Raw genomic sequence first — 22,458 nt, 5'->3', positions numbered from 1 at the left:
GCCAGCGTGGCGACACTGCCGGGCGTGGCGAGGCCCGACAGGACGATGTCGCCCCAAGGGCTGCGCACAGATTAAAGGAAGTGGTAAACGGACACGTCAACCCGTACGAGTGGGTCACCACTGATGACGTCCTGCAGGACGCCGAAAAACAGCCAGCAGGAAAGAAGCACAATGACCGACGCCGCCCCTATTGCGCCGGAAGCGGGTCGGTCGGGATTCAGTAGCTGCAAGGCAAGACGACCCACCCGCCCTTCGTGGTGACTGGCCCAGGTCGTCAGAGTGCGACCCGCGGCACTTGCCCAGGCACCTGAGCGTGAGAGAACGAAGCGCGCGCCCCGAAAGCTGAGCCATACGATTGCGACCAGCAGCGCGATGATGATGACGAGGCGAAACGAAACAGCGCCGGCCACCTGGACGGAAGCCCCGAAAATAACGCCCGGCAGGATATGCGCGGGCGCCCAGAGTAGCGCGGACAGGATGTTCATGGTGTAAAACCGCACCGGCGTCATACCCGACGTTCCCGCAACCACTGGCACAATCGCCCGCAACGGCCCGATGAACCGGGCGAACACGACGCTCTTCGGACCGTGTTTTGCGAAAAAATTGTGGGCAGCCTCAAAGACTTGTGGGTGCGTCCGAAACGGCCACAACTGGCCAATCTGGGACTTATAGCGCCTGCCGAGCCAATAGCTCATACCGTCCCCGGCTACCGCGCCAGCAATCGCGCATGCGAACAGCGCCCCCAGGTTTAACGACCCGGTTCCGGCAAGCGCGCCGGCGAGGAACATCGCGGTGCTGCCCGGGATGAATGTTCCAATCACTGCGACGGCTTCGAGAAACGCAGCCAGGAACGCGACCGCGAGCGTCCATGCCGGGTGTCCGGCGAGCAGATGCAACAGGTGGTCGTATGCGTGTTCCATCGACATCTCCATGGTCCGCGCGTCAGTTGCCGCTTAGCGCCATCAGATTGCCGCAGGCCGTGTGTCGCATGGTACAGATACCGGCCGGCTGAACGGCAACCGGACATCTAAGGTCAGGCAGATGCCGAAGTCATGGGTTCGGAAATAACGGTTGAAAATACCGCGCGCGAAATCCGCCTTCGATGTTTTCGAGTACCAACCGGCCGCCCGTCCGTCGTGCAATCTCAGAGACGATGGAAAGACCTAGTCCACTTCCCGACGCAACGGAATGGTCCAGCCGATAGAACGGCTCCAGCACACGGTCGAGTTCGCCGTCCGGAATACCGGGACCCGAGTCGGTAACCTCAAACATCACTTCGCCCCTTGCATGAACAACTGACACATCCACCCTGCCGCCAGTTGGCGTATATCGCACCGCGTTGTCGACCAGGTTTCGCAGCACCACCATGACTGACGACGCGTCCACAACGGCATCGACATCATCAAAGTGCTCGAACCCCAGGTCGATATTCTTCTCGCGGGCGACGCCAATCGTGGCGTTTATGACCTCCGTTGCCATAGCTCGCAGCGATACAGTCGTCGGGTGCTCCAGCGCCGCCTGTTCCGACCTTGCCAGCGCTAGCAGTTGCTCCACCAGTCTGTGGGTACGGCGCAACCCTGCCTGAAGAGCCAGCAACCGCTCCCGGGCATCCGGAGACGTAATGGCGGCTCCCAGATTTCCGGCTTGCAAGGACAGGGCTGCCAACGGTGACCGCAACTCATGTGCAGCGCTGGCGACAAACCTGCGCTGCTGACCGATGGCGTCCCTCAGTCGTGCAATCAGGTTGTTTATCGACCGGACAAAGGGCAGTACTTCCGCAGCGATACCCTCCTCAGATAGCGTCTGGACCGTCGCATCGGTCTGGCGGTCCACGACGGCAGCAAGGCGTGTCAATGGTGCCAGTTTCGTCCTGACAATCACGACGACGACGATGAACAGCCCCGGCAACAGGAGGAGCATAGGTACCAGGGTTCTCATCGCGCCGTCCCGCGCTATTTCGTCGCGTAACGCAGACGGTTCCGCCACGGCGATGCGGGTCCCGCTTCGGAGCGTCCGTACATTGACGCGCCAGCTTTGTTCATTCCCGCTCAAATCATGAAAACCGTCAGCCAGCGTTTGCGGAATCACCAGCCCAGCGGCCTGCGCGACGCCTGACGGTGCCTCGCTTAACCAGTCAATGACCACCTTGACGTCCGGGTCCTGGGAGCTCTCAATTGATGGACGGGACTTCGTGAACATCAACGCGCCGCTATCAATGAGCGCAGCGATTTGCTTCAGTTGACCATCCTGAAGCTCTCTCGCCTCCTGATACGCGAACAGGAATGAAAACCCGCAGGCAAGCACGCCAACTGCCACAATCACGCTACCAATCCACGCCGACAGCTGCAGCGTCAGAGAGCGTGATTGTTTTCCTTGTCTACCAACCATCCCACACCTCGTACATTGCGGATAACCGACGCGCCCAGTTTTTTGCGGATGCCGTGAATCAGCACCTCCACGGCATTGCTCTCGACCTGCTCCTGCCAGGCGTATAGTTGTCGCTCCAGGTCGCTTCGCGACAGGACCGTCCCGGGCTTCATCAACAGCGCGCTCAAAAGCGCAAACTCACGACTCGTCAGCCGGCACTCATTGTTCTCATACACAGCCATGTGTGTGGCAGCGTCGAGTGCAAGACTCCCGCTTGTCATCCTGGTATCGCCGTGGTCGCCGAGCCGGCGGGTCACCGCCCGAAGTCGCGCGAGTAATTCGCTGATTTCGAATGGCTTGACAAGATAGTCATCGGCGCCGGCATCCAGCCCGACTATCCGGTCCTCCACACTGTCGCGCGCTGTAAGAATAATCACTGGAGTCTTGCTTCCCCCCGCTCTGAGCGACCGGAGTACGTCAATGCCGTCGCGCTTCGGCAGATTCAGGTCCAGCAGCACGACGTCGTGCTCACGTCCCAGCAACGCCCCGGTTGCCGACTCTGCGTCGCGCACCCAATCGGCCGCATACGCCGCGTCCTTCAATGCCTGGACGATTGCATCGCCAATCATTTCGTCGTCTTCTACGAGGAGAATTCTCATGCGTCCCACCGAATCGAAAGCAGCGTGCTAAGTCAAATCTAAGTCTTGCGGATTAGTATCCGAAGCGTTTTTTGCGTCGGATATCCATCGTGACCCAAGATGCTTACGATAGTAGGTTGCAAAGCGGACTTCCCGCAACCAGTCGCCAATATACCGGCGCCTTTGCACTCGCGCGAGTCGCGCTTGTCACGCTGGCGGTGGTGTTGACCGGATGTGCGAAATATGCACCAAAGCCGCTCCCGGAAACGCCCCAATGGCCTGATGACATCGCGTCAACAGGCGCCCCATTGACCGTGGACCAGGTGGTTGGACGCGCGCTCGAACATAGTCCGGATATCCGCCGTGCTGAACGCGAGCTCGACATCGCTGCTGCCCGCCAATATGCGGACGGCCTGCTGCCGGACCCAACACTCAGTTTCAGTACCGACCGCCCCGGTGCGGAGGGCTTTGTTCCTGCATTCATGGTCGGGCTTAGCTACGAAGTGTCCGCACTTGTCGAGCGTCCGGCAAAGAAGCGAGCTGCAGCTGCGGCTCTTGAGAAACAACAGCTTGCGCTTCAGTGGACCAAGTGGCAGGTCGCGAACCACGCCTATGCGCTCTACGTCGTCAATGCGAGCCTCGTCCGTCTCGAGAAACAGGTCGAGCAGTCAGTGGCCTATCAGAAAGGCACCACCGAACAAATGCAAAGGGTACTCGCTCGCGCCGACGTGACCCGAGAGGTCGCCGTGCAGGCACAAACCGCGTACCGCGACAGTGTGCAACAGTTGGGTACGTTGCGACAGGAACACCTGAAGGCAATGCAGGAACTCATTACGCTGCTCGAACTGCCCCCGGGGACACACATGACGCTTGCAGCGCCGCCCGAGCCGTACGAGGTCCCGCAGGACGCGGTCGACCATGCGCTCCTCGACCTCAGACAGCGTCGTCCCGATTTGCTCGCACTGCGCGCGGGATACACCGAACAGGACGAGCGATATCGCGGAGCGCTCATCGCGCAGTTTCCGCGACTGGAGATTGGCGCTACGCGAGGCCGGGACACGTCGGCCATCTACACCTCGGGGCTTACCGTTTCGGTGACGCTTCCTTTATTCAACGGCAACCGGGGAAACATCGCGGTCGAAAAGGCTACACGGGAGAGCCTCTATCAGGAATACACCCAACGGCTCGACGATACGTACACCGCGGTAGACGGTATCAGTTCGGAGCTGAGCCTGCTGGGTGACCAGCTTCGTAACGCGCGGTCAATGGAGACTGCACTCGAGGCGTCAGTGAAACAGGCGCGTGCCGCCTATGGCGCTGGCGACATGACGCTGCCGGTATTGGCCGACCTTGAATCCCGGCTGCTGACCCAACGCATCGCGACGGCGAAGCTCGCGAATTCCGTACTTCAACAGCAGGTCGAGCTCTGCACACTGATTGGCGTGAGCGCCATCGACCACCAACCGCTTCACTAGGTCCTCCATGAATTCCGCCCGCCTGTTCATCCTCACCGTCGTCACCATCGCGTCATCCGTCGCCGGTCATCGTGCGTTCGCCGAAGACGTCGTGACAATGCCTGCGGTACAGAAGCGTATTGTGGCCACGGTCTCCGCCCCCGCGCACGTGCAGGCAGCATCCAATACCGTGCTGAGCGCGCCAACGGCGGGCATCGTCTCCGGCCTGCGCGTCCTGCCCGGCGAAGCAGTGCGGTCCGGACAGACGATTGCGAGTCTGACCGGCCCCACGGTATCAGCTGACGGCGCGCGCCTTGCGGCCGACCTGAAATCGGCGCAGATACGGGTGTCCGCAGCCACGCAGGCTGCGGCCATCGAACAACAGAAGCTTGATGAGCAACTCAGCACGCGCGATGCCGTCGTTCGCGTGCGCGCCGAACTCGACACCGCGCGCCAGCAGCTCTCGGCTGCGCAGTCGGCGGCCCGAAGCTACACAAGTTCTATCCTGATTGGCGTACCCGAGCCAGGTGTTGTGACGACGGTCAATGCGGCCGATGGTCAATATGTGAGTGCTGGACAGGCACTGGTAACCGTGGCCCCGTCGCGTGGTCTTCATGTGGTCGCAAATCTCTATGGCAGCGACGCCTCATTGGTCACAAGCGCAATGAAGGGGGTTTTTCTGGCCGAAGGCGCGGACGTACCCTTCGACGTGGTTGTGCAACGCGCGTTGTGGAGTGTTACTGCGCCCGGACAACTGGAAGTCTGGCTCAACGCCGCGTCGGGGCACGCTCTGGTGACAGGTACGGTTGGCACCGTTTCCTTAACCACATCTGACGAAAAACGGCTGGCCATTCCGTCTTCAGCGCTCGTGCTCGATGGTGGCCAATGGTGGGTGCTGGTGCATGACAGGAGCGGGAACCACCGGCGACGTGTCGTTCCAGGACTATCCGACGGGGGCTGGACGTCAATTGTGCAGGGGCTCTCACAGGATGAGCGGGTTGTCGTGCAGGACGCGTATCTGCTCTTCCACCAGGATTTTGCAACGCGCTACCAGCAGGCCGACTGATGCGCCCTGCCGACAAGAACATGCTCAACGACATCGTCAAGCGCCCTCTCCTCTGGGTCATGCTGTATGGCGCACTGATTGCGTACGGCATCTACGCGCTCATCAACATTCACGCTGAAGTCCTGCCGCAGTTCAACATGCCACAGGTGAGCATCATCGCCCAGTTGCCCGGTGCGACGACGTTAGACCTGGAGGGGCTGATAGCCCGGCCAATCGAAGCCGAACTTCAGTCGCTACAGTCGCTAAGCGACGTACGAACCGTCATAGGCCAAGGCGCAGTCAGGATTGAAGCACGTTTCGCAGAGGGAACTGCCGCAACAGGCGCGCTGCAAGACGTCAACGGCGTCATCGGGCGCATCAACGGCTCGCTGCCAAATGGCGCGACCTTGACAACGGAAATCTCCGGCAACGCGATAAATGAGGTTGCCGACTACGCCGTCCAGATTCCTGATGGCGTAGACGCGTCAATGGTGCAACGTGTCGTCGAGTCGAATCTCGCACCTCGCATCCGGGCGGTTCCAGGCGTGCAACGCGTGTCGGTAGCGGGGCCAGGCCAGGACGCCATCTGGGTCCGCCCTGACCTTCTGAAGATGCAACGCTTTAACGTCTCTGCGTCCGCGCTCGCCGCGTCGCTCGGGGCTGCTACGGGCATGGTGCCCAGCGGATATGTCGACCTGGGCCACCAGGACATTTTTGTCGAAGGAAGAAGTCTGCCGACGCGACCGTCCGAATACGCGGGCGTATCCCTGCCGACGCCCGGTGGCACCATCCCGCTAGGCGCGATCGCCGACATAGTCCGTTCCTCCCCGCCATCTCACCACTCCGTCAAACTTGACAACAGGCCTGCCCTCGCGCTGGTTGTGTTCAAGCAGCCGGACGCCTCAACGCTCCCGGTTGTCAACGAGGTGGACAGGACACTGCATGAACTGGAGCCCCAGTTACCCGGCGGCGCCCGTTTCGTGCGCATCTACAGCCAGGGGCACATCGTCGGCGTGGTCGCTACTGATTTGAGCCGCAATCTCGCTATCGGCGCTGTACTCGCCGTTGCAGTCCTGTTCTGGATGCTGGGCGCGAGCCGTGGAATATGGGCGGTGGCCCTGAGTATTCCCCTCTCACTTCTGCTCGGTATTGCCGGGCTGTATCTGGCCGGACAAACACTGAATTTACTGACGTTCGGCGCCTTGTCGGTAGCCGTGGGGCTGCTTGCCGACGATGCCATCATTGTGCTGGAAAGCATCTACCACCGATGGGAGGCCGGCGACGCCAGATGGGAAGGCGTTGCGCGTGGCTTACGTGACATTGCCGGGCCTGACATTTCCGGGACGATGACGACCGTCGCGGTGTTTCTGCCGCTTGCGTTCGTGGGCGGCCTGGCGGGACTGTTCTTTGTTCCGTTTTCGCTGGCGATGACGGTCAGCCTGATCGCGTCACTCATCATTTCATTGAGCGTGATTCCGCTGGTGCTGGGATTTATAGGGCCTCACGCGGAAAAGCGCACATCATCAGGTGCGCACGCAGTCGCGTGGCTCAAGAACCGTAACCTCCGTCTGTTCGAATTTACCCTGCGTCGCCCCAAGCGCTCGCTCTGGGCATGCGTGGCCATTTTCGCGGTCTCCATCGCTGGACTGGCGTTGGTTCCGGTGGATTTTTTGCCGCTGCCGAACGAGGCCGTACTGCTCGAAAGCTTTACCCTGCCGCCAGGCACGTCGCTGCATGATGCTCAGGACGCCGCGGACCGCATTAGCGAGCGATTGCGCGGACTCGGGCCCGTCGCTCATGTGTTTTCACGCGTGGGCTCGGCGTCGGGAACCTCCTACACGGAACCCGCCTACGCTGGCGAGATTCAGATCGCTCTGAAGCCGAATGTGCATGCGAGCAGTCTCGACAAAATCGGTCAGCAGGTTCTCGACGCCTCGAAGCTGCCTGCCGTGCAGACAGCAATTGGCACACCGACGTTGGAGCGGGTGGGCGAAACGCTTTCGGGCTTACCGCAACCGTTCGTTATCGACGTGTACGGCGATTCCATTGCAACCTTGCAGTCACTCTCGTCGGAAGTCACGCGTCGACTTGCGGGCGTGCCCAACCTGTCCGGCGTGTTCAACAACGACGGCTATCCCATCACCGAATTGCAAATCACCCCCAGGCCGAACGGCTTGACGCTCCACGGCATCACGCCTGCACAGCTCTTCTCGCAGTTGCATATCCTGCTGGCCGGACAAACGGTTGCCACGGTCCCCGAAGGCAACGGTCACGTGGATGTGTTTGTCAGACTGGCCGACCCCACACACCTGTCCATCGAGCAGCTAAGGCAGCTTCCGGTGATGGCTAATGGGTGGACCGTCCTGAGCGATGTGGCCGATGTCCGCATGGCGACGGGACCCAATGTCATCAGGCATCTGAACGGACTCCGCGCGATTGAGATACTCGCGACGCCAACCGCCCCTCTCGGACAGGTGATTCGCGCCTCCAAACGGGCGCTTGCGACGCTTTCGCTGCCGGCTGGCTACGAGGTGAAGTTTGGCGGCCTGTATCCGCAACTCGAACGTGCGGCAATTCACGTAGGGATTGCAGCAGTGGTCGCGCTCGCGCTCATGCTGGGTATCCTGACACTGCAGTTTGACGGCTTGCTCGTGCCGGGCCTGCTGTTGCTGCAAATGCCGCTGGCGTTTTCCGGAGGCGCAATAGCGCTGGTGGTGAGCGGGGTCGGCCTGAATGCAATCGGCCTGATTGCCTTTCTCACCCTGATTGGGGTAAGTCTGAACCACGGCATCGTGCTGCTGCAACTGGTAAAGCGAAACGAAGCGCAGGGAATGTCTGTCGTCGACGCCGTGCGCGATGCGGTTGAGGTGCGCTTCAGACCGATTCTCCTGACGGTCCTGACTGCCTCACTGGGCCTGCTGCCGACCGCACTCGGCTTCGGCAAGGGCGCCGCTCCGGAACAGGGGTTGGCTATCGTTACGCTGGGCGGGTTAGTCTGGAGTGGCCTGCTCAGCACAAACCTACTGCCGGCTCTTTACGTGTACAGGCGTGAGAAGCAGCTCCAGAAAAAGCTTTAGGTCGCGCGGGGCATTGCTTCGTCTATGGCCTCGGCTAACATGGACGATAGACCGATGTGCAACAGTACGGCCATTGAATCCGACACCTCATGAATCGACAAACGATGCAAAGCGAACCTACAGCGCGCCGACACCCTCGGCCAGATTCCCCGTGGCGTCTGGATGTTGGGTTTCGTCAGCATGTTCATGGATATTTCGTCGGAAATCGTCCACAGCCTCTTGCCGATGTTCCTGGTGACGAGTCTCGGTGCGAGCGCCACGATGGTCGGCCTGATTGAAGGCATCGCAGAAGCCACCACACCCATCGTGAAGATGTTCTCCGGCGCACTGAGCGACTACCTCGGCAACCGGAAATGGCTTGCGGTCATCGGATATGGCATGGGGGCGTTGAGCAAGGCGCTGTTCGCTCTCGCGTCCACGGCGGGCATCGTGCTCGCCGTGCGTGTTGCAGACAGAATCGGGAAAGGCGTGAGAGGCGCGCCGCGCGATGCGCTCGTGGCTGACATCACACCTACGCATCTGCGTGGTGCCGCGTACGGACTACGTCAATCACTCGACACGGTTGGCGCTTTTCTTGGCCCGTTGCTGGCCGTGGGATTGATGCTGTTGTGGGCGGACAACTTCCGACGAGTGTTCTGGGTCGCCGTGATTCCGGGCCTCGTCGCCGTAGCATTACTGGTATTCGGTATCGGCGAACCTGCGCATCAGGCTGGCGTAAAGCGCGTCAACCCAATGACGTTTGAAAACCTGAGGAAGCTGAGTCGCCCCTACTGGGGAGTCGTGTTCATCGGCGCAGTGTTCGCGCTCGCAAGGTTCAGTGAGGCATTCCTCGTTCTGCGCGCCATGCAGGGCGGCATACCGGTGGCACTGGTGCCTCTCGTAATGGTCGCAATGAACGTCGTGTATGCGGTATCGGCCTATCCATCTGGAAAGCTTGCCGATTCGATGAGCCACACCAGGCTTCTGGCTGTCGGCCTCGTAGTGCTCTTTGCGTCGGATATCGTGCTTGCCCACGGAAGCCAGTGGCCGGTCGTGCTGCTGGGCGTCGCGCTTTGGGGCTTGCACATGGGGCTGACACAGGGTCTGCTGGCGACGATGGTCGCCCATGCGGCACCTTCGGACCTAAAAGGCACTGCTTTCGGGTTGTTCAACCTGATGACCGGTCTCGTGACCCTGGTCGCCAGTTTAGTCGCAGGCGAACTGTGGGACCGGTTTGGCGCAAGCGCGACGTTTTACGCGGGAGCAGGGTTTTGTTTGCTGACCCTGTGTGCTCTGGCTATAGGCGGAGGATTGCGCCGGAAGAGCGTTTTCTAGGGGAATATAGAGGCGGACGTTGCGCCGGACCAGGTACGATTGATGTCGTTACGAGCCTGCGCCCGACCTGAGATTTCGAATCGTGCAACGTTGTACGGCCGTATTCCAGGTACTTTGCCAATCACAAGGTGACGCACATCACCTCTGCTTGCCAGCCTCACCTGCCAGAGGTGTCGTGTCCAAGCTGGTTCCGGGGTACATGGCGAACATCGGTGCCGCTAACCACATAGACAACCGACTCAGCGATATTGGTCGCGTGGTCACCAATACGCTCGATGGCCTTCGCGATAAACAGGTAGTCCAGTCCAATCGAGATTGTCCGAGGGTCTTCCATCATGTATGTCACGAGTTTGCGCACGAAGGCTCGAAACTCGTTATCGATGGCTTCGTCATCCCGGATAATCTGTGCTGCTGCAACGGTATCCATCCGCGCAAATGCATCCAGCGCCCTGCGAAGAATGTGTAAGGCCATTTCACCGGAAACCTTGATTTCAGCGATGTTGATGCTACGTGCGTTGGCTTCCGTGGCAATGCGGCGCGTCCGCTTCGCAATCTTCCTGGCCTCGTCACCTGCACGCTCAAGGTTGGTGATGCACTTCGACGTGGCCATCAGGAGTCGCAGGTCACGCGCGGCAGGCTGTCGACGAGCGATGATGTTGCAGACTTCTTCGTCGATTTCTATTTCCATTGCATTGAGCCGACGTTCGCCCTCAAGAACCTGCTCGACAAGTGCCAAATCGAACGTGTTCATTGCGTCCATCGCGAGCGCAATCTGTGACTCCACAAGGCCGCCCATTTCGAGCAACCGGCTTGAGAGCAGGTTGAGGTCAATATCAAATTTTCTCAAAATATGCTTGTCCAACATGTTCTGTCCTCGGCCGAGGCGGCCAGCGACATAGTCCGCAGTTGCCTGCGGTATCCTATCGGGTTCGAAAAATCTGCCCGCTCGAACCAGACTCCACGAACGCACCGATGCTCACGCATGCCTCGTCATCGAGTTCGGCCAGTACGATAGCGCTCGCAACCGTATTAGCGTATGCCTGCGTTTCGACATAGGCAACAACGCCTACGCGCCTGACACGAAAAAGAAGGCCCGGAATCGCTTCCGGGCCCGAGAAAGGTGGTCATGGCATAGCTCCTTCGGCACAAAACGTGACTGCGCCGAACTTCGCCAGCGGTGGTAACCACCTGCGTGGTCGAACCAACGAAACAGCCCGCCATGCGGGCGTCTCGAACGTCAGAAACGGAATTCCGCTGCCGCCCTCTGTTCGAACGAAAATTAGCCGCCTCTCCTTAAGGGCACCTTGTGCTGTGACGAACCGCACTGAAGGCCTGCGCCTTTCGACATTGGCAAAAAAGGCGCGTCGCATGTAGTCCCCAGTTTTGAGCTTTGGCTATCCCGCGACATGTCATTGTCTGGAACTGCGAAATCCAGGCGCATCGCATCGGTCACGAGCACGCCACCCTCGGCGCGGTCAAAGGGTCGGGATACTTGTTCTTTTGGTTTGGAATTCTGCGCAACGGGGCGATGGCATCAATTTCCGCTTCATTTCTCTCCGCGGTTGTTAATGTGGGTAACGCGGCACCAGTCAACGTTTCGGGCCCATGTCCATTGACAATGCACGTTGCTGTCTTTCCATCACGTAGGTGCACCTGTTTGGTATAACTCATGGCGGGACTTGCGTTTGCATACGAAGCTGCAAGCAATAGCGCCGCCGTTGAAAAGACGTACAGGCGACCGGCTTTCATTTGAAATCTCCTTGTTGACTGTCCGACGAACGTTCGCGCCTTTCAAAACGGCACCGAACGCATGAGCTGAAAAATTCGGTATCGACGGGGACAGTCTGCGGTGAGAGACCTTAAGTCAGCATGAAGCGAAAGCCGATGCGGATGGCTTCGCACTTACAGGTAGAGGGGACAACTGGTAAATCGGGCCTTAGATTCCGGCCGACCATTCCGCCGTTGGCAATCGACACCATATTGATTGGCTGCATTCCATCGGCCTCAGAAGTATTGGATAGTGCAGAATGCTTCGACTCTAAGGGACGGGGTCCCTCTACACCGTTGTACAAAGTTGCCACCCAACTCAGACAAGCATCGGACGAGCCCTGCATCGGTCGTAGCAAGCGGTCATGTGTGCGTGTGCCAGCCCGGTTCGAGGCGCACAGTTGATGAGCTCGCGGCAGCCGGACTGTCTGCAGGAGCACGACGCAGTCCACTTACAGAAACCTTCAACCCTTGCGCATCCGTTCGATTGCACACAGAAAACCCGGCGTGATGCTTCGCCGCCACCTTTGCTGCGATGGCTAACCCCAGCCCGCTGCCCTGTCCAGTTGCATTTCCTGCGCGATAGAACCGGTCCAACACGCGTTCAAGGTCGGCCGCCGGTATACCAGGTCCGTTGTCGACAACCTCCAGCGTTACTTCGGCATCGCTCGCGCAAAGTCGAACATCGACCTGCCCGCCAGGCGAGGTGTATCGAATGGCATTGTCGACAAGATTCGTGACCATCGTTGTCAGCGAGGTCTCGTCCCCATTCACGACGACTGGTCTTTCCATCGCCGCGAGACCGGTACATTCCAGACCAAGGTCAATTCCCTTGTGTTCTGCGAGCACCGAGAGCTCACCGACTACCTGGGTAGCCACACGACGAAGGTCGGCATTTCCCGCGCGCGCGCTGGCCTCGGCATCTTCGCGCGCTAGGGTCAGCAACTGCTGGACGAGATGGATTGCGCGATTCACCCTATCTTCCAGTTTGCGCAGCAGGTCTTCATCGCTCAGTTTCGCGTGGTCCCGTAGTGCAACCTGAATCTGGAGCTTCAGGGCTGTCAGAGGAGTTCGAAGCTCATGTGCCGCGTCCGCAACGAAAACGCGCTGCGCATGCAACGCACTGTCGAGACGTACCAGCAGGTCATTCAGTGCCTCAACCAGTGGCTCGATTTCCGTTGGTATTGTATTGACCATATCGATGGGGGCCAAGGTTTCAATCGAACGGGCTGCCAAAGACCTGGAGATGATAGTAACGGGCCGCAACGCCCGCTTCACGACCAGCAGGACCAGCGCGATTTCAAGTGGAACAATCGCCAGCAGTGGCCAAAGCGTCCTTGATGCCTGTGTCAATGCCGACTCGTCACGGACGGACATGGGTTGTCCAACCTGCACAAATCGGGACGCCTGCTGCAGACCGAAAACCCGATAGTGACGTTCACCGACTTCGATGGACTGAAATCCCGCGTGCTGGCGCGGTAGCTTTGCGCCTGGGAGGGAATCGTAGGTCAGATGGTTCGACGCATCCCAAATCTGAATGATGACGCGGTCATCCTGTAATCCCTCGAAATCGCCTGACTCACTATTCGCCAATTCTGTTTCGGCGACCGATTGCGGCAAAGAGATGGCGACGGAACGCAGTTCATAGTCAAAAAGTTCATTCGCCTCTTCCAGCGCACTTCGGAAGATGCCGTATCCCGCAAGAGCGCTCATTGCGCCGAGCCCCAAAATCAGGCCAACCACGAGTTGCGTGCGCACGGACTTCACGCTATCCCCGCCAGTCGATAACCAATGCCTCGGATAGTCACAATCTGCTCAACACCCAGCTTCTTTCTGAGATTATGGACGTGTACCTCAATCGTATTGCTCTCTATCTCCTCGTTCCAACCATAAAGCTTTTCTTCCAGCTCTGATTTGCTGTATACCTTGCCCGGCTCTTCAATAAGCGCACGTAACAAACTGAATTCGCGAGCGACTAGTGAAATAGCCTCGCCGCGAAGCGTGACCTCGTGCGAGACCTCATTCAGTGTCAGCACACCGTGAGCGTACACAGGCCGGGATTGCCCAACGCGTCGCCGAAGCAGCGCTCGCACACGGGCAGCTAGCTCATTCAAATCAAAGGGTTTGATAAGATAGTCATCTGCGCCGGCGTCCAGCCCCGAGATTCGGTCGGTCACCGCATCCTGCGCAGTCATGATGATGACCGCGGCGCTTCCCCCGCTGGCGCGATAGCCTCTCAGAACGGTCAGGCCGTCCTGCTTCGGCAGTCCCAGGTCCAGTAGGACGAGGTCATACACGTCATTTCCAAGCGCCAACTCACCTGCTCGCCCATCTTCGGCCCAATCAACTGCGTGACCAAGACCTCTCAATGCTTCGAGAACGCTCTCGGCAATCATGGTGTCGTCTTCAACGATTAGTAGGCGCATACGTGGCCTCCTCATATACCAAGTGTGCGCCAGCCAAGCTTAAGGTTTTCTTATCCGGATGTGCGAGGAGAACGCACCGATGCTGCCCGCCAACGCCGTCTGCAACGGGGAAATCGTCATAAGAAGAGCTTCGCCGGCTTTGCTACAGGAAGGATCAACGGCTATCAGCCAATAGACAGACAACTTTCACCACAATCAACCGCCAACGCATCAGTCAGGGTTCGGACCTTCTACCTTGTTCTCCAGAACGGTCCCGTCCTGAGCGTCAACACCAACCTCCTGAGTTGCGTGTTCCGTGCGGATATCAAAGGAATACCGAAGTCCGCTTCCCCCCGCCTCCTTTTCCAGTTCTTCATCGACGATTTTTCCAGGGTGCGCCTTGAGAGCAATAGAGCGCGCCTCTGCGATTCCGACCTTGGCATCCTTTGTAAACTGCTGGCCGGTGAACGCCTGCGCACTCACACTTGCAACCAGCAATCCGCACGTCAATCCAATTCCAAAATATTTCTGCATCTCATCCTCCATGGTGGCTTTGACCTGGATTCGATGCTGCTCCGCTTGACCTTAACAGTTGCTTACGGCCGGTCTTCCCGACTAAATAAGTGTCGAAAGCAGCTCGAAAGACCGGAAGTTCTTCAGCCATTTTGACGCAAGTTACCGCGCCATCTACAGCATGCGTCGAAGTAAGCCGTCCTTGAATCCGAATTGATGCACAAAGACAGCGAAAACGTGCAATCCAATCAGGATGAGAAGAACCGTAGCGCTTGCACTGTGCCACTCGCCGATGGAGGCTCCAAGCGAATCCGGCGTAGCAAGCTGCGGCATGTCCCACAGTCCAGCCAACCTGACCACCCAACCTCGTCCACCTGCGTTAAGCCACCCGAGCACGGGCACGAACAGCAAAGCCGCGTACAACAAAACATGAACCGCTGTGGCTAGAAACCTCAGAACACCAGACTGCTCCGCTGCGCCTGGCGATGGACGCACTACCGCCCACACAAGCCTTGCTGTAAGCACCGCCAGAAGCGATGTGCCGACACCGACATGCCAGGCGGCCAGGCCGGCTGGCGTCGTCATGGAGTCAGCGTCCGGCATCAACCATCCAAGGCCGAATTGCACGATGAGAAGCATCAGGCTTAACCAATGAAGCAGGCGAGAGAGCGCATCGTAGCGAGTTGGCGTGCGCCCGAAGCGTATTGTGGTCGAATCATTCATATTTGATTGCACCGAATTCAGGAATGGCGACTCCGTGCGCGACGTTTGAGCGGACGTACTCGCCACGTTCGAGCACGAAGACGTGGGTACCGCATGTCCCGCAGAATGCTGCGGGCACTTCGCTTAAGGCAGCCTTAAAGGTTCCTGAAAAGACAATGACGCACTTGTTAGCCAATGGGTGCAGCGTGAGACGTTCAGTGTTTCCTGAACCAGCATGCGCATCCTTCCAGGTGGAACCTTGATAACGCCGACGAGTTCACGACTTCAGTGGAAATGCGAATTTTTTGCACTCGAAACGGCCATCTCGCCGTGGAATTATCGTAGCAACAGCGATAGCGTCTTCCACCGCGGAGTTACACGACGACTTCGCCGTTGAGGCATGCGTCGACTCTCTCGCATTCGCCAGAATGCGTACCGACACAGACGGTGCGTTAAGGATGAGTTAAGCCTGTCTGCCTAAGCTAACCATACACATCCCGCGGCGGATTACCCCCTTCCGCACACGCTCTTCGCATCTCACGCAGACAGTGATGTTCGACCGGGTTGTCGCCTAACCGATCCTTATGGAGAAATGTCCCATGAAAACCCTTGTGTCCGCAATCCTTGCTGCATCCGTCTTCATCATCCCGTCAATGTCCTTTGCGCAGCAAACAAACGAACCAGTTACGCGCGCGCAAGTACGTGCTCAACTCGGAGCCGCTGAGCAGGAGGGCCTTCTACATCAATCGAATTCGCAGTATCCCAAGACGGTTCCGGCGTCACCCAAAGCTGCGGGAGCATTTGACATCTCGGGGTATGGTCCGGCCGTCGGCGGCTCTTCGGAGGCAGCCACAACGACGGACGGCATGAGACATTTGCTCTATTCCCATCACTGACCACCTGTCTGCTGCGCGGTTGACGTGGGCAGCAATGGCCGCGTTCGCCCGACGCTTGGCGTTGCGTAGAGCAGTCTCACTGCAGGCAGCACACCACACGCAGCGGGCGGTGCCCGGGTACCCGATTGCGACTCGCCAGCAAGGGCATCTAAAGGGCACTGGGAAAAGACCTACCGATACCGTGCACGACCCGTTCCATTGTTTGACCCGCGTCGACGCCGACCACATGCACGACCTGTCGGGTAAACGGAATGCGACTACTCCTCCCGCGCGGAACTCGCCCCCCGTTTACGCCCATTCTCTGTTTAAGCCTGCCTGAGGCCTCGCCTCAAATATTGAACGAAGGAGACCACCATGAAAGCTATCCATAAAGGAGATGCGCCAAGCGTGAATCCGTACACGCTTCAAAACGTCGGCACCGTAATCGCCCATCTTGAACGCCTCTTATGCACAGAAGGCGCAGCTCTATACTGGTTCAGGAGTACTGGCAACGCCGCGCTCTTCAGGCGTTGCACGCAATCCCGTTAGAAGCGGCCACAAGATATCAATATGGCGCAGCATTCGGCGCGATGTCGCTAAACGGTCACGATTTGGGAAAGCCATCAATCGTTTCAACGCGAATAGCACGTACCTCGATTACTCGTGCGGCATCCATCCCACGACGATAAGCAGCATGACTTCAGCTATCGCGACTCCGGCGATGACATGGAACAGCGTGAGTCACAGCCGCAAGCGCGACTGCATCAGAAAAAGACCGGATAACGCGGTCAAAGTGTTACAGGGTCGGGGATTTCATATTGGCTGACAATACTTAAGCGGGACTCAAACCGCCTCCGCGCCGAACGGCGGGTCGTCCCTCGAACTGCTGAGCCCACCCGGACGAAAACGGCCATGCCCTGCCGCGTTGACCTCTATCAAGAGACTGGATTGCCCCTGAGCGGCACGGCGCAGCTTCGGTCACTGTCTGGCAAAAACCTAGCAACAAGAGTATCGCCACAATGGCGTTTCCAGCTGCCTGACGCCCCCTCCCCGAAACGACCCGACGACGTCTCGCCGGAGGCGCGCGCAAAGGCGTGACCCGTTTGCCAGTCTTATAAACTCGCTTCCATTTATGTCGGCATTATCCGGATGCACGCACCAAATCAGGCCTGTTTTCGGCTCAGTTTCGGGCGCTCGAGCAACTCGAAGACAGCCATGCCGGCAAGCATCGCGACCACAAATCCCAACGCCTTAGGAATGCCCGCACCCAATGCAACCAGCGCGGGCCCCGGGCAAAATCCTGCAAGCCCCCAGCCAACGCCGAACAGCGCGCTTCCCAGCACAAGTCTCAACGTCACGTCGGTGCCGGCCGGAATCTGCATGGGCAGACCCAGCAGGGATATTTTGCGGTGTTTTGCAAAGAGGAACGCGATAGAGCCGAGCGCTATCGCACCGGCCATCACAAATGCAAGAGACGGGTCCCATCGTCCCGCGATATCGAGAAAGCCGAGCACCTTCGCCGGATTAGCCATGCCGGACACCATCAGGCCGACACCAAACAGCAGCCCGGAAATTAAAGCAGCGAGCAATCCCATTTCAACCTCCGAGCAGATGTCTGGAAACGAATACGGTCAGAAAACCGCCGGCCATGAATGTCGCCGTCGCAACAAGCGACCGGACAGACCCTCGCGAGATGCCACAGACACCATGGCCGCTTGTGCAACCGCTCGCGTAACGCGTGCCGATGCCAACCAGAAAACCAGCGACGAGTATTTCGGCCCACCCGGCCTGGATGTCAGGCGCTATCGGGTTCCCGAGCAGACTTGCCAAGACAGGTGCCCCAATTAGCCCAGCTAGAAATGCGACACGCCACCCCGCGTCTTTCTGTGGCGTGCTTAGGAAGCCACCGACAATGCCACTGATGCCAGCTATACGTCCGTTGAACAAAACAAGCACGGCAGTCGCGGCTCCAATCACCAGGCCGCCAGTCAGTGACAGGCCCGGTGTGAAATTCGCGATATCGATCGACATGGTCCCTCCTCCTCTTCATTGGGCGCAAAACTGGTCGTAGAGCACGGTCATGACCGCAATCGCTTCCTTGCTCGCGATGGAATAAAAGATGCTCTTCCCCTCCCGGCGTGTTTGCACGAGCTCGTTGTCGCGAAGTACGCCGAGCTGCTGGGAGAGTGTGGGCTGACGTATGCCCAACTGTTCTTCCAGGTCGCTCACACACAACTCCCCCTGCGACAGCTGACACATCAGAAGCAACCGGTCGGGATTGGCCATCACCTTCAGCAACGCACAGGCCTTCTCTGCCGAAGCCTGCATCACCGAAAGGTCGATTGGGGTGGACTTCTTCCTCATCTCACCATCCTATTATTTACATTTATACATTATATTGAATAATACATTGTATACGAATAGAATGAACTGTATCTGAGGAGGTCAGGATGCAACCCATCGTTCAACCGTTCTTCGACGCAGTCACCGGCACGGTGACATACGTCGTCTTTCAGTCTGGCAATTGGGAATGCGCAGTCATTGACCCGGTTCTTGACTACGACCCCGAGGCGGGGTGCACTTCAACCACAAACGCCGACAAGGTCATCGAATTTGTTCATCGGCGCGAGTTGCGGGTGCAGTGGATTCTGGAAACCCACGCGCACGCGGACCACCTCTCCGCGGCGCACTATTTAAAACGTGAACTCGGACGGCAAGATTGCGATTGGAGAGCACATTCGCACTGTCCATGGCGTCTTCAGAAAGCTCTTCAATCTGGAATCTGAATTCCGGCTTGACGGCTTCCAGTTCGACCATCTGTTTCGCGAAGACGAGGTATTCTCCATCTGTGGCCTGACAGCAAAAGCACTGTATATGCCGGGCCATACCCCTGCCGACACGGCTTATCAGATTGGGGATGTGGTGTTCGTAGGAGACACGCTTTTCATGCCGGATGTCGGCACCGCGCGTTGCGACTTTCCCGGCGGAAATGCACACACGCTATACCGCTCGATTCGAAAGCTCCTGGACTTGCCAAGCGACACCCGGCTTTCCATGTGCCACGACTATCCCCCCGAGGGCCGGAAACCCGAATGGGAAACCACGGTGCTCGCGCAGCGTATGCATAACATCCATGTGCACGACGGCGTAACTGAAGAACAGTTCGTCAGCATGCGCGAAGCGCGTGACGCAACGCTTGCGATGCCCGTTCTCATTCTGCCAGCGGTGCAGGTCAACATACGGGCTGGCGAGTTCCCGCCCGCCGAGGAGAATGGCACGCGCTACCTGAAGATACCCCTGAACGCGCTCTGATTTGAGTACTATGCAGCACCGACTCGTCGACGAACCGAGTGCTCAGCCTGAGCTACGGAGACAACGCCGCAGCGCCGGCAAAAGCATGAGATTGGTCGCCCAAGTGAAAGTGTCGCGGCCAAAGGCTTTCTGAAATCGCATCATTTTCCCTTAAGCATCCGTACCTTACCCTGTAGTCACCGTTTGCGAACAGGGCTGTTCGCGAAGCGAGAAACTGAGGAGGTACGAATCATGAAATCACTTCAAGCCGTTGTTATAGCCGCCGTGCTGGCGACACCGGTCGCTTCTTTTGCTCAGCAGTCGAATGCACCGGTCACACGAGCAGAGGTGCGCGCCGAACTCGTGCAGTTGGAGAAGGCCGGATACAACCCGGCAAAACGCGATAATGCTACCTATCCGGCTGACATTCAGGCTGCCGAAGCACGCGTCGCGGCAGTAAATTCCTCAATGCAGGCCGCTACGCAAGGAGTAGGCGGAGTCACAAGCGGCGCCGCGCAGTGGGGCCAACGCACTTCCGCCTCTACCACTTCGGGCCTGCTGTACGGACACCACTGACGTGGTCCGGCTCGTCTGATTACTGCGTGCAGTTCACGCAGAATTAACGACGAGCCGTAGTCAATTGGCTGTCAACAGCTCTATGCACTGCGCGAAGTGATTTTCAGCACACGGCAGTGGCGCAGTTCAATATCGAAATTGCGACAGGCTTCGACCTGACGCTGCGCGTCCTCGTACATCAGTCGCGCCTTAATGCCCAGTTCCGCTTTCTCGGCCGCGTCCCGGTCCTTGTCGTTCTTGCGATGGATGGGCAGCGGGATGCTGACGCCAACTGACACCATGTTCGAGTACGCCCCGCCGCGCTGCTGGTAGGCGAGCTCCCGTGTCCAGTTGGGACTGCGGTTACTGTATGGCACGGCCGTATCGGCATCGACGACGGCGATGTCCCGGGATGCTGCGCCGAGCAAACCCGCACGCGACGCCGCCGTTACCGGATGGATTGCTCTACTGCTGATTGGCCCATGTCGGAGGGGTGGCCTTCATGCGCTCGCGATTCCGCGCAACCGTCGCCTGACTTGGCGGATAGTCGGCGTGACCAGCAGGGACCAGACCATCGCGCCTCGCCTGAATCAACTCCTGCACTACCTGCTCTCTGGTTTTTCCTTGCTGCTGTGGCTGGATGGTCGGAGCCATCGCATTGGATGTCGACTGACCGGCGTTGGTCGCGGACGGTAACGTAGTCGAAGCGGTAGATTCAGGGTAGTCGTGGCCGGCATCAGCAAATGCGGACGTGGCGAGCGTTGCAGAGATGAGCGCGGCAGCGATAGTTTCGAGTTTCATATACTCCTCCAGAGCGATGCAGAATCGATAAGAGTTGATTCCGAACGGTTTCTATTCTGGGGAGTGACGTCTGAACGAGCCGTGACGCAGAAATGACTTTTTAGCCATCCGTAGGACATGTTCAGAACCGTGTGTGCTGGATTCAGCTCGGGAGTCACAAACACGAACACGAACTACGCTAACGACTCACGGGAAATAAAAAAAGGACCCGACGTGCTGTCGGGTCCAGTAAAAGATGGCCTTTGCCTGAAGTCAACCGGGCAGGATGCGCCTTCATTGACCCTGCGGCGCTGACCATCTGCGTGGACGTGAGAAACAAATGCCACTGGACGGACTAGGACGTACCAGGTAGTGGACTCGATACAAGTACCGCAGCAGCGACCAGTACCCCTGCGAGTACTACCGATTCGATATGCAACACGGCGGCAAAGCGTTTTAGAGGCTTTACGGGCGACGTCGATGAGGCACTCTTCAACGACGCGAGCAGCTTGGGCATTTCGAAGAATCTGTTGTGTCCGCCGAGGGCCGCTGCTACAAACACCAGCGCGAGTTTCAATAACAGAATCTGCCCATAACCCGATTCCAGTAGGTCACCCGGCGACCTGACACCGCGCCAGCCGTTATAGGCGCCTGTAGCAAAAAGAATGACCAGCGCAAGCGTTGCGACATCCGACAAAGACTGGATATACGCCGCACTATTCACGTGCTCGCTGCCCGGCGCGTTGAAAAAACGTGGTGCAACAACGTAGGTCGTAACCAGAACAAGCCCGACCCACGCACTGATAGCGAGTAAATGTACCCAGTCCGCCCATACGGGCAGGCTGAACAGGCCGGCATCCACTGGATGTCCTCCGTTGCTGCGAGCCAGCGCGACACCAGCCAGCGCCAACCAGATGGCCAAAGTAAAACGGATTGATTTCCCGGCCTGGAAAAAAGAAAGAATGACCACGCATAGCATCAGCCCAGCACCAACAAGCCATGCATGACCAAAGCCGGTCTCGACCAGCATCGAACGGACAGCCGGCCCCGCCTCAGGAAGGGTGGACTCGCTCATCAACGCGCAGTGAATCCAGAAGGCGAACGTACTGAACAGCAGTGCGCAGACGGACGCGATACGTAGAGCACTAACCAGCCGTCGGCTCACGCTCACCTGCCACGAAGACGTTCGGCGCGCGAGCCATCGGTCACTGAGCAGCACGCCGACGACAACCGCAAAGCTGAGGTTTTGAAGGGCAACGAATGCCAGCCGCAGAATGCCAAGGAGACCGTCGTTCATCACTTCACCTGGAAGGCGTACGTGCCCTTGGTCTTATGGGCATCATGTGTCATGACGGCCCACTGCACGGAGTAGGAGCCGGACGGCAGTTTCGGGAGAGCAATCGTCAGCACGCGCGGATTCGACGCGTCGACCTTGGCCTTTTCCCTGGTTACTGCGGCGCCGTTGGCATCGGACACTTTCACGGTGCTGAACGTGGACTCCAGGTCTTCGTTGAAGGTGAGCCGCAGCGTGTCGGGTGCCACTTCCACGGTGCTGCCAGAGGCCGGGGCGGCACTCTCGAGTGCGGATTTCGGCGATGGTGATCAGTCGTTTCGGCGAACGTGATCGGTCTGGAAGGTGGTGTTGCGCGGTCAATGGATTATAGCGACGGTGATC

20 protein-coding genes and 3 pseudogenes are annotated in these 22,458 nt (G+C 58.6%); 7 read left to right on the top strand and 16 right to left on the bottom strand.

Annotated elements, in window-relative coordinates:
• Window positions 1-71: 71 nt before the first annotated feature.
• From HWX91_RS41435 to HWX91_RS39560, 3 genes are all read right to left on the bottom strand, one after another.
• A complete protein-coding gene (locus tag HWX91_RS41435; protein ID WP_370689652.1) occupies window positions 72-896 on the bottom strand; it encodes a DedA family protein in 825 nt (274 codons plus the stop codon).
• A 154-nt stretch (window positions 897-1,050) separates the two neighbouring features.
• On the bottom strand, window positions 1,051-2,388 hold the full coding sequence (locus HWX91_RS39565; RefSeq protein ID WP_025647866.1) for an ATP-binding protein: 1,338 nt from the start codon (window positions 2,386-2,388) through the stop codon (window positions 1,051-1,053).
• Entirely contained in the window at window positions 2,352-3,026 is a 675-nt protein-coding gene (locus HWX91_RS39560; protein ID WP_025647868.1) for a response regulator, read from the bottom strand. The genes HWX91_RS39565 and HWX91_RS39560 overlap by 37 nt, the downstream gene beginning before the upstream one ends.
• An 89-nt stretch (window positions 3,027-3,115) precedes the next feature.
• Here HWX91_RS39560 and HWX91_RS39555 point away from each other — a divergent pair, with 89 nt between their 5' ends.
• The 4 genes from HWX91_RS39555 (at window position 3,116) to HWX91_RS39540 (ending at window position 9,895) form a co-directional block, all read left to right on the top strand.
• Entirely contained in the window at window positions 3,116-4,480 is a 1,365-nt protein-coding gene (locus tag HWX91_RS39555; RefSeq protein ID WP_025647869.1) for a TolC family protein, read from the top strand.
• A gap of 7 nt (window positions 4,481-4,487) precedes the next feature.
• Window positions 4,488-5,525 (top strand): efflux RND transporter periplasmic adaptor subunit, encoded by a 1,038-nt coding sequence (locus tag HWX91_RS39550; RefSeq protein ID WP_025647870.1) that lies wholly within the window; start codon window positions 4,488-4,490, stop codon window positions 5,523-5,525.
• A complete protein-coding gene (locus HWX91_RS39545; RefSeq protein WP_235429553.1) occupies window positions 5,525-8,581 on the top strand; it encodes an efflux RND transporter permease subunit in 3,057 nt (1,018 codons plus the stop codon). Before HWX91_RS39550 ends, HWX91_RS39545 begins: the two co-directional genes overlap by 1 nt.
• Before the next feature lie 162 nt (window positions 8,582-8,743).
• Window positions 8,744-9,895, top strand: coding sequence for an MFS transporter (locus HWX91_RS39540; RefSeq protein ID WP_025496622.1), 1,152 nt, complete (start codon window positions 8,744-8,746; stop codon window positions 9,893-9,895).
• 157 nt (window positions 9,896-10,052) lie between these two features.
• Here the strand turns inward: HWX91_RS39540 and phoU are convergent, their stop codons facing one another.
• The 6 genes from phoU to HWX91_RS39510 all read right to left on the bottom strand — a co-directional run bounded on the left by phoU (window position 10,053) and on the right by HWX91_RS39510 (window position 15,303).
• Window positions 10,053-10,760 carry a phosphate signaling complex protein PhoU gene (gene phoU / locus HWX91_RS39535; RefSeq protein WP_025496623.1) on the bottom strand — a complete coding sequence of 236 codons (708 nt, stop codon included), beginning with the start codon at window positions 10,758-10,760 and terminating at the stop codon, window positions 10,053-10,055.
• 584 nt (window positions 10,761-11,344) lie between these two features.
• Window positions 11,345-11,644 (bottom strand): hypothetical protein, encoded by a 300-nt coding sequence (locus HWX91_RS39530; protein ID WP_049813613.1) that lies wholly within the window; start codon window positions 11,642-11,644, stop codon window positions 11,345-11,347.
• Between the two features lie 381 nt (window positions 11,645-12,025).
• Window positions 12,026-13,429, bottom strand: a complete 1,404-nt coding sequence (locus HWX91_RS39525; RefSeq protein WP_025496708.1) for an ATP-binding protein — start codon at window positions 13,427-13,429, stop codon at window positions 12,026-12,028.
• Entirely contained in the window at window positions 13,426-14,088 is a 663-nt protein-coding gene (locus HWX91_RS39520; RefSeq protein WP_025496707.1) for a response regulator, read from the bottom strand. Before HWX91_RS39520 ends, HWX91_RS39525 begins: the two co-directional genes overlap by 4 nt.
• A gap of 210 nt (window positions 14,089-14,298) precedes the next feature.
• Entirely contained in the window at window positions 14,299-14,601 is a 303-nt protein-coding gene (locus tag HWX91_RS39515) for a PepSY domain-containing protein (protein ID WP_027693569.1), read from the bottom strand.
• Window positions 14,602-14,754: 153 nt separating this feature from the next.
• Window positions 14,755-15,303: a cytochrome b gene (locus HWX91_RS39510; protein WP_025496705.1), complete on the bottom strand. Its 549-nt coding sequence runs from the start codon at window positions 15,301-15,303 to the stop codon at window positions 14,755-14,757.
• Between the two features lie 578 nt (window positions 15,304-15,881).
• Here HWX91_RS39510 and HWX91_RS39505 point away from each other — a divergent pair.
• A complete protein-coding gene (locus tag HWX91_RS39505) occupies window positions 15,882-16,178 on the top strand; it encodes a DUF4148 domain-containing protein (protein WP_025527793.1) in 297 nt (98 codons plus the stop codon).
• Between the two features lie 1,142 nt (window positions 16,179-17,320).
• Here HWX91_RS39505 and HWX91_RS39500 read toward each other — a convergent pair.
• Genes HWX91_RS39500 through HWX91_RS39490 form a run of 3 tightly spaced genes read right to left on the bottom strand, consistent with a single transcriptional unit; the run spans window position 17,321 to window position 18,521 of the window.
• Window positions 17,321-17,752, bottom strand: a complete 432-nt coding sequence (locus HWX91_RS39500; protein ID WP_025496615.1) for a DUF6691 family protein — start codon at window positions 17,750-17,752, stop codon at window positions 17,321-17,323.
• A gap of 1 nt (window position 17,753) precedes the next feature.
• A complete protein-coding gene (locus HWX91_RS39495; protein ID WP_025496614.1) occupies window positions 17,754-18,188 on the bottom strand; it encodes a YeeE/YedE family protein in 435 nt (144 codons plus the stop codon).
• Window positions 18,189-18,203: 15 nt separating this feature from the next.
• Complete coding sequence (locus tag HWX91_RS39490; RefSeq protein WP_025496613.1) at window positions 18,204-18,521, bottom strand: ArsR/SmtB family transcription factor; 318 nt, start codon at window positions 18,519-18,521, stop codon at window positions 18,204-18,206.
• An 86-nt stretch (window positions 18,522-18,607) separates the two neighbouring features.
• On the opposite strand from HWX91_RS39490, the pseudogene HWX91_RS39485 reads away from it, so the two are divergent.
• Both HWX91_RS39485 and HWX91_RS39480 read left to right on the top strand, forming a co-directional pair.
• A pseudogene (locus HWX91_RS39485) lies at window positions 18,608-19,469 on the top strand (MBL fold metallo-hydrolase).
• A gap of 231 nt (window positions 19,470-19,700) precedes the next feature.
• The gene (locus tag HWX91_RS39480) at window positions 19,701-20,024 is read left to right on the top strand and encodes a DUF4148 domain-containing protein (protein ID WP_025496612.1); all 324 of its coding nucleotides are present in this window, start codon (window positions 19,701-19,703) and stop codon (window positions 20,022-20,024) included.
• Window positions 20,025-20,170: 146 nt separating this feature from the next.
• On the opposite strand, the pseudogene HWX91_RS39475 reads toward HWX91_RS39480, so the two are convergent.
• From HWX91_RS39475 to HWX91_RS39460, 4 genes and pseudogenes are all read right to left on the bottom strand, one after another.
• Window positions 20,171-20,428 (bottom strand): annotated as a pseudogene (locus HWX91_RS39475) (TolC family protein); the annotation flags it as partial.
• A 40-nt stretch (window positions 20,429-20,468) separates the two neighbouring features.
• Window positions 20,469-20,804 (bottom strand): DUF4148 domain-containing protein, encoded by a 336-nt coding sequence (locus tag HWX91_RS39470; protein WP_025496610.1) that lies wholly within the window; start codon window positions 20,802-20,804, stop codon window positions 20,469-20,471.
• Window positions 20,805-21,138: 334 nt separating this feature from the next.
• Window positions 21,139-22,080, bottom strand: a complete 942-nt coding sequence (locus tag HWX91_RS39465; protein WP_025496609.1) for a copper resistance D family protein — start codon at window positions 22,078-22,080, stop codon at window positions 21,139-21,141.
• Window positions 22,080-22,364, bottom strand: a pseudogene (locus HWX91_RS39460) (copper resistance CopC family protein); the annotation flags it as partial. The gene HWX91_RS39465 and the pseudogene HWX91_RS39460, both read right to left, overlap by 1 nt.
• Window positions 22,365-22,458: the final 94 nt, after the last annotated feature.

Origin of the sequence: Paraburkholderia fungorum (assembly GCF_902833645.1) — a bacterium.
Lineage (GTDB): Bacteria > Pseudomonadota > Gammaproteobacteria > Burkholderiales > Burkholderiaceae > Paraburkholderia > Paraburkholderia fungorum.
Note: the sequence above shows the minus strand (reverse complement) of the source record. Positions and strands in the feature narration are given on the sequence as shown.

Excerpts from the sequence above, each read along its gene's own strand:
- HWX91_RS39565 (WP_025647866.1), bottom strand. The coding sequence starts at position 2,388 with ATGGTTGGTAGACAAGGAAAACAATCACGCTCTCTGACGCTGCAGCTG.
- HWX91_RS39560 (WP_025647868.1), bottom strand. The coding sequence starts at position 3,026 with ATGAGAATTCTCCTCGTAGAAGACGACGAAATGATTGGCGATGCAATC.
- HWX91_RS39550 (WP_025647870.1), top strand. The coding sequence starts at position 4,488 with ATGAATTCCGCCCGCCTGTTCATCCTCACCGTCGTCACCATCGCGTCA.
- HWX91_RS39545 (WP_235429553.1), top strand. The coding sequence starts at position 5,525 with ATGCGCCCTGCCGACAAGAACATGCTCAACGACATCGTCAAGCGCCCT.
- HWX91_RS39540 (WP_025496622.1), top strand. The coding sequence starts at position 8,744 with ATGTTGGGTTTCGTCAGCATGTTCATGGATATTTCGTCGGAAATCGTC.
- phoU (WP_025496623.1), bottom strand. The coding sequence starts at position 10,760 with ATGTTGGACAAGCATATTTTGAGAAAATTTGATATTGACCTCAACCTG.
- HWX91_RS39530 (WP_049813613.1), bottom strand. The coding sequence starts at position 11,644 with ATGAAAGCCGGTCGCCTGTACGTCTTTTCAACGGCGGCGCTATTGCTT.
- HWX91_RS39520 (WP_025496707.1), bottom strand. The coding sequence starts at position 14,088 with ATGCGCCTACTAATCGTTGAAGACGACACCATGATTGCCGAGAGCGTT.
- HWX91_RS39515 (WP_027693569.1), bottom strand. The coding sequence starts at position 14,601 with ATGCAGAAATATTTTGGAATTGGATTGACGTGCGGATTGCTGGTTGCA.
- HWX91_RS39510 (WP_025496705.1), bottom strand. The coding sequence starts at position 15,303 with ATGAATGATTCGACCACAATACGCTTCGGGCGCACGCCAACTCGCTAC.
- HWX91_RS39505 (WP_025527793.1), top strand. The coding sequence starts at position 15,882 with ATGAAAACCCTTGTGTCCGCAATCCTTGCTGCATCCGTCTTCATCATC.
- HWX91_RS39500 (WP_025496615.1), bottom strand. The coding sequence starts at position 17,752 with ATGGGATTGCTCGCTGCTTTAATTTCCGGGCTGCTGTTTGGTGTCGGC.
- HWX91_RS39495 (WP_025496614.1), bottom strand. The coding sequence starts at position 18,188 with ATGTCGATCGATATCGCGAATTTCACACCGGGCCTGTCACTGACTGGC.
- HWX91_RS39490 (WP_025496613.1), bottom strand. The coding sequence starts at position 18,521 with ATGAGGAAGAAGTCCACCCCAATCGACCTTTCGGTGATGCAGGCTTCG.
- HWX91_RS39480 (WP_025496612.1), top strand. The coding sequence starts at position 19,701 with ATGAAATCACTTCAAGCCGTTGTTATAGCCGCCGTGCTGGCGACACCG.
- HWX91_RS39470 (WP_025496610.1), bottom strand. The coding sequence starts at position 20,804 with ATGAAACTCGAAACTATCGCTGCCGCGCTCATCTCTGCAACGCTCGCC.
- HWX91_RS39465 (WP_025496609.1), bottom strand. The coding sequence starts at position 22,080 with ATGAACGACGGTCTCCTTGGCATTCTGCGGCTGGCATTCGTTGCCCTT.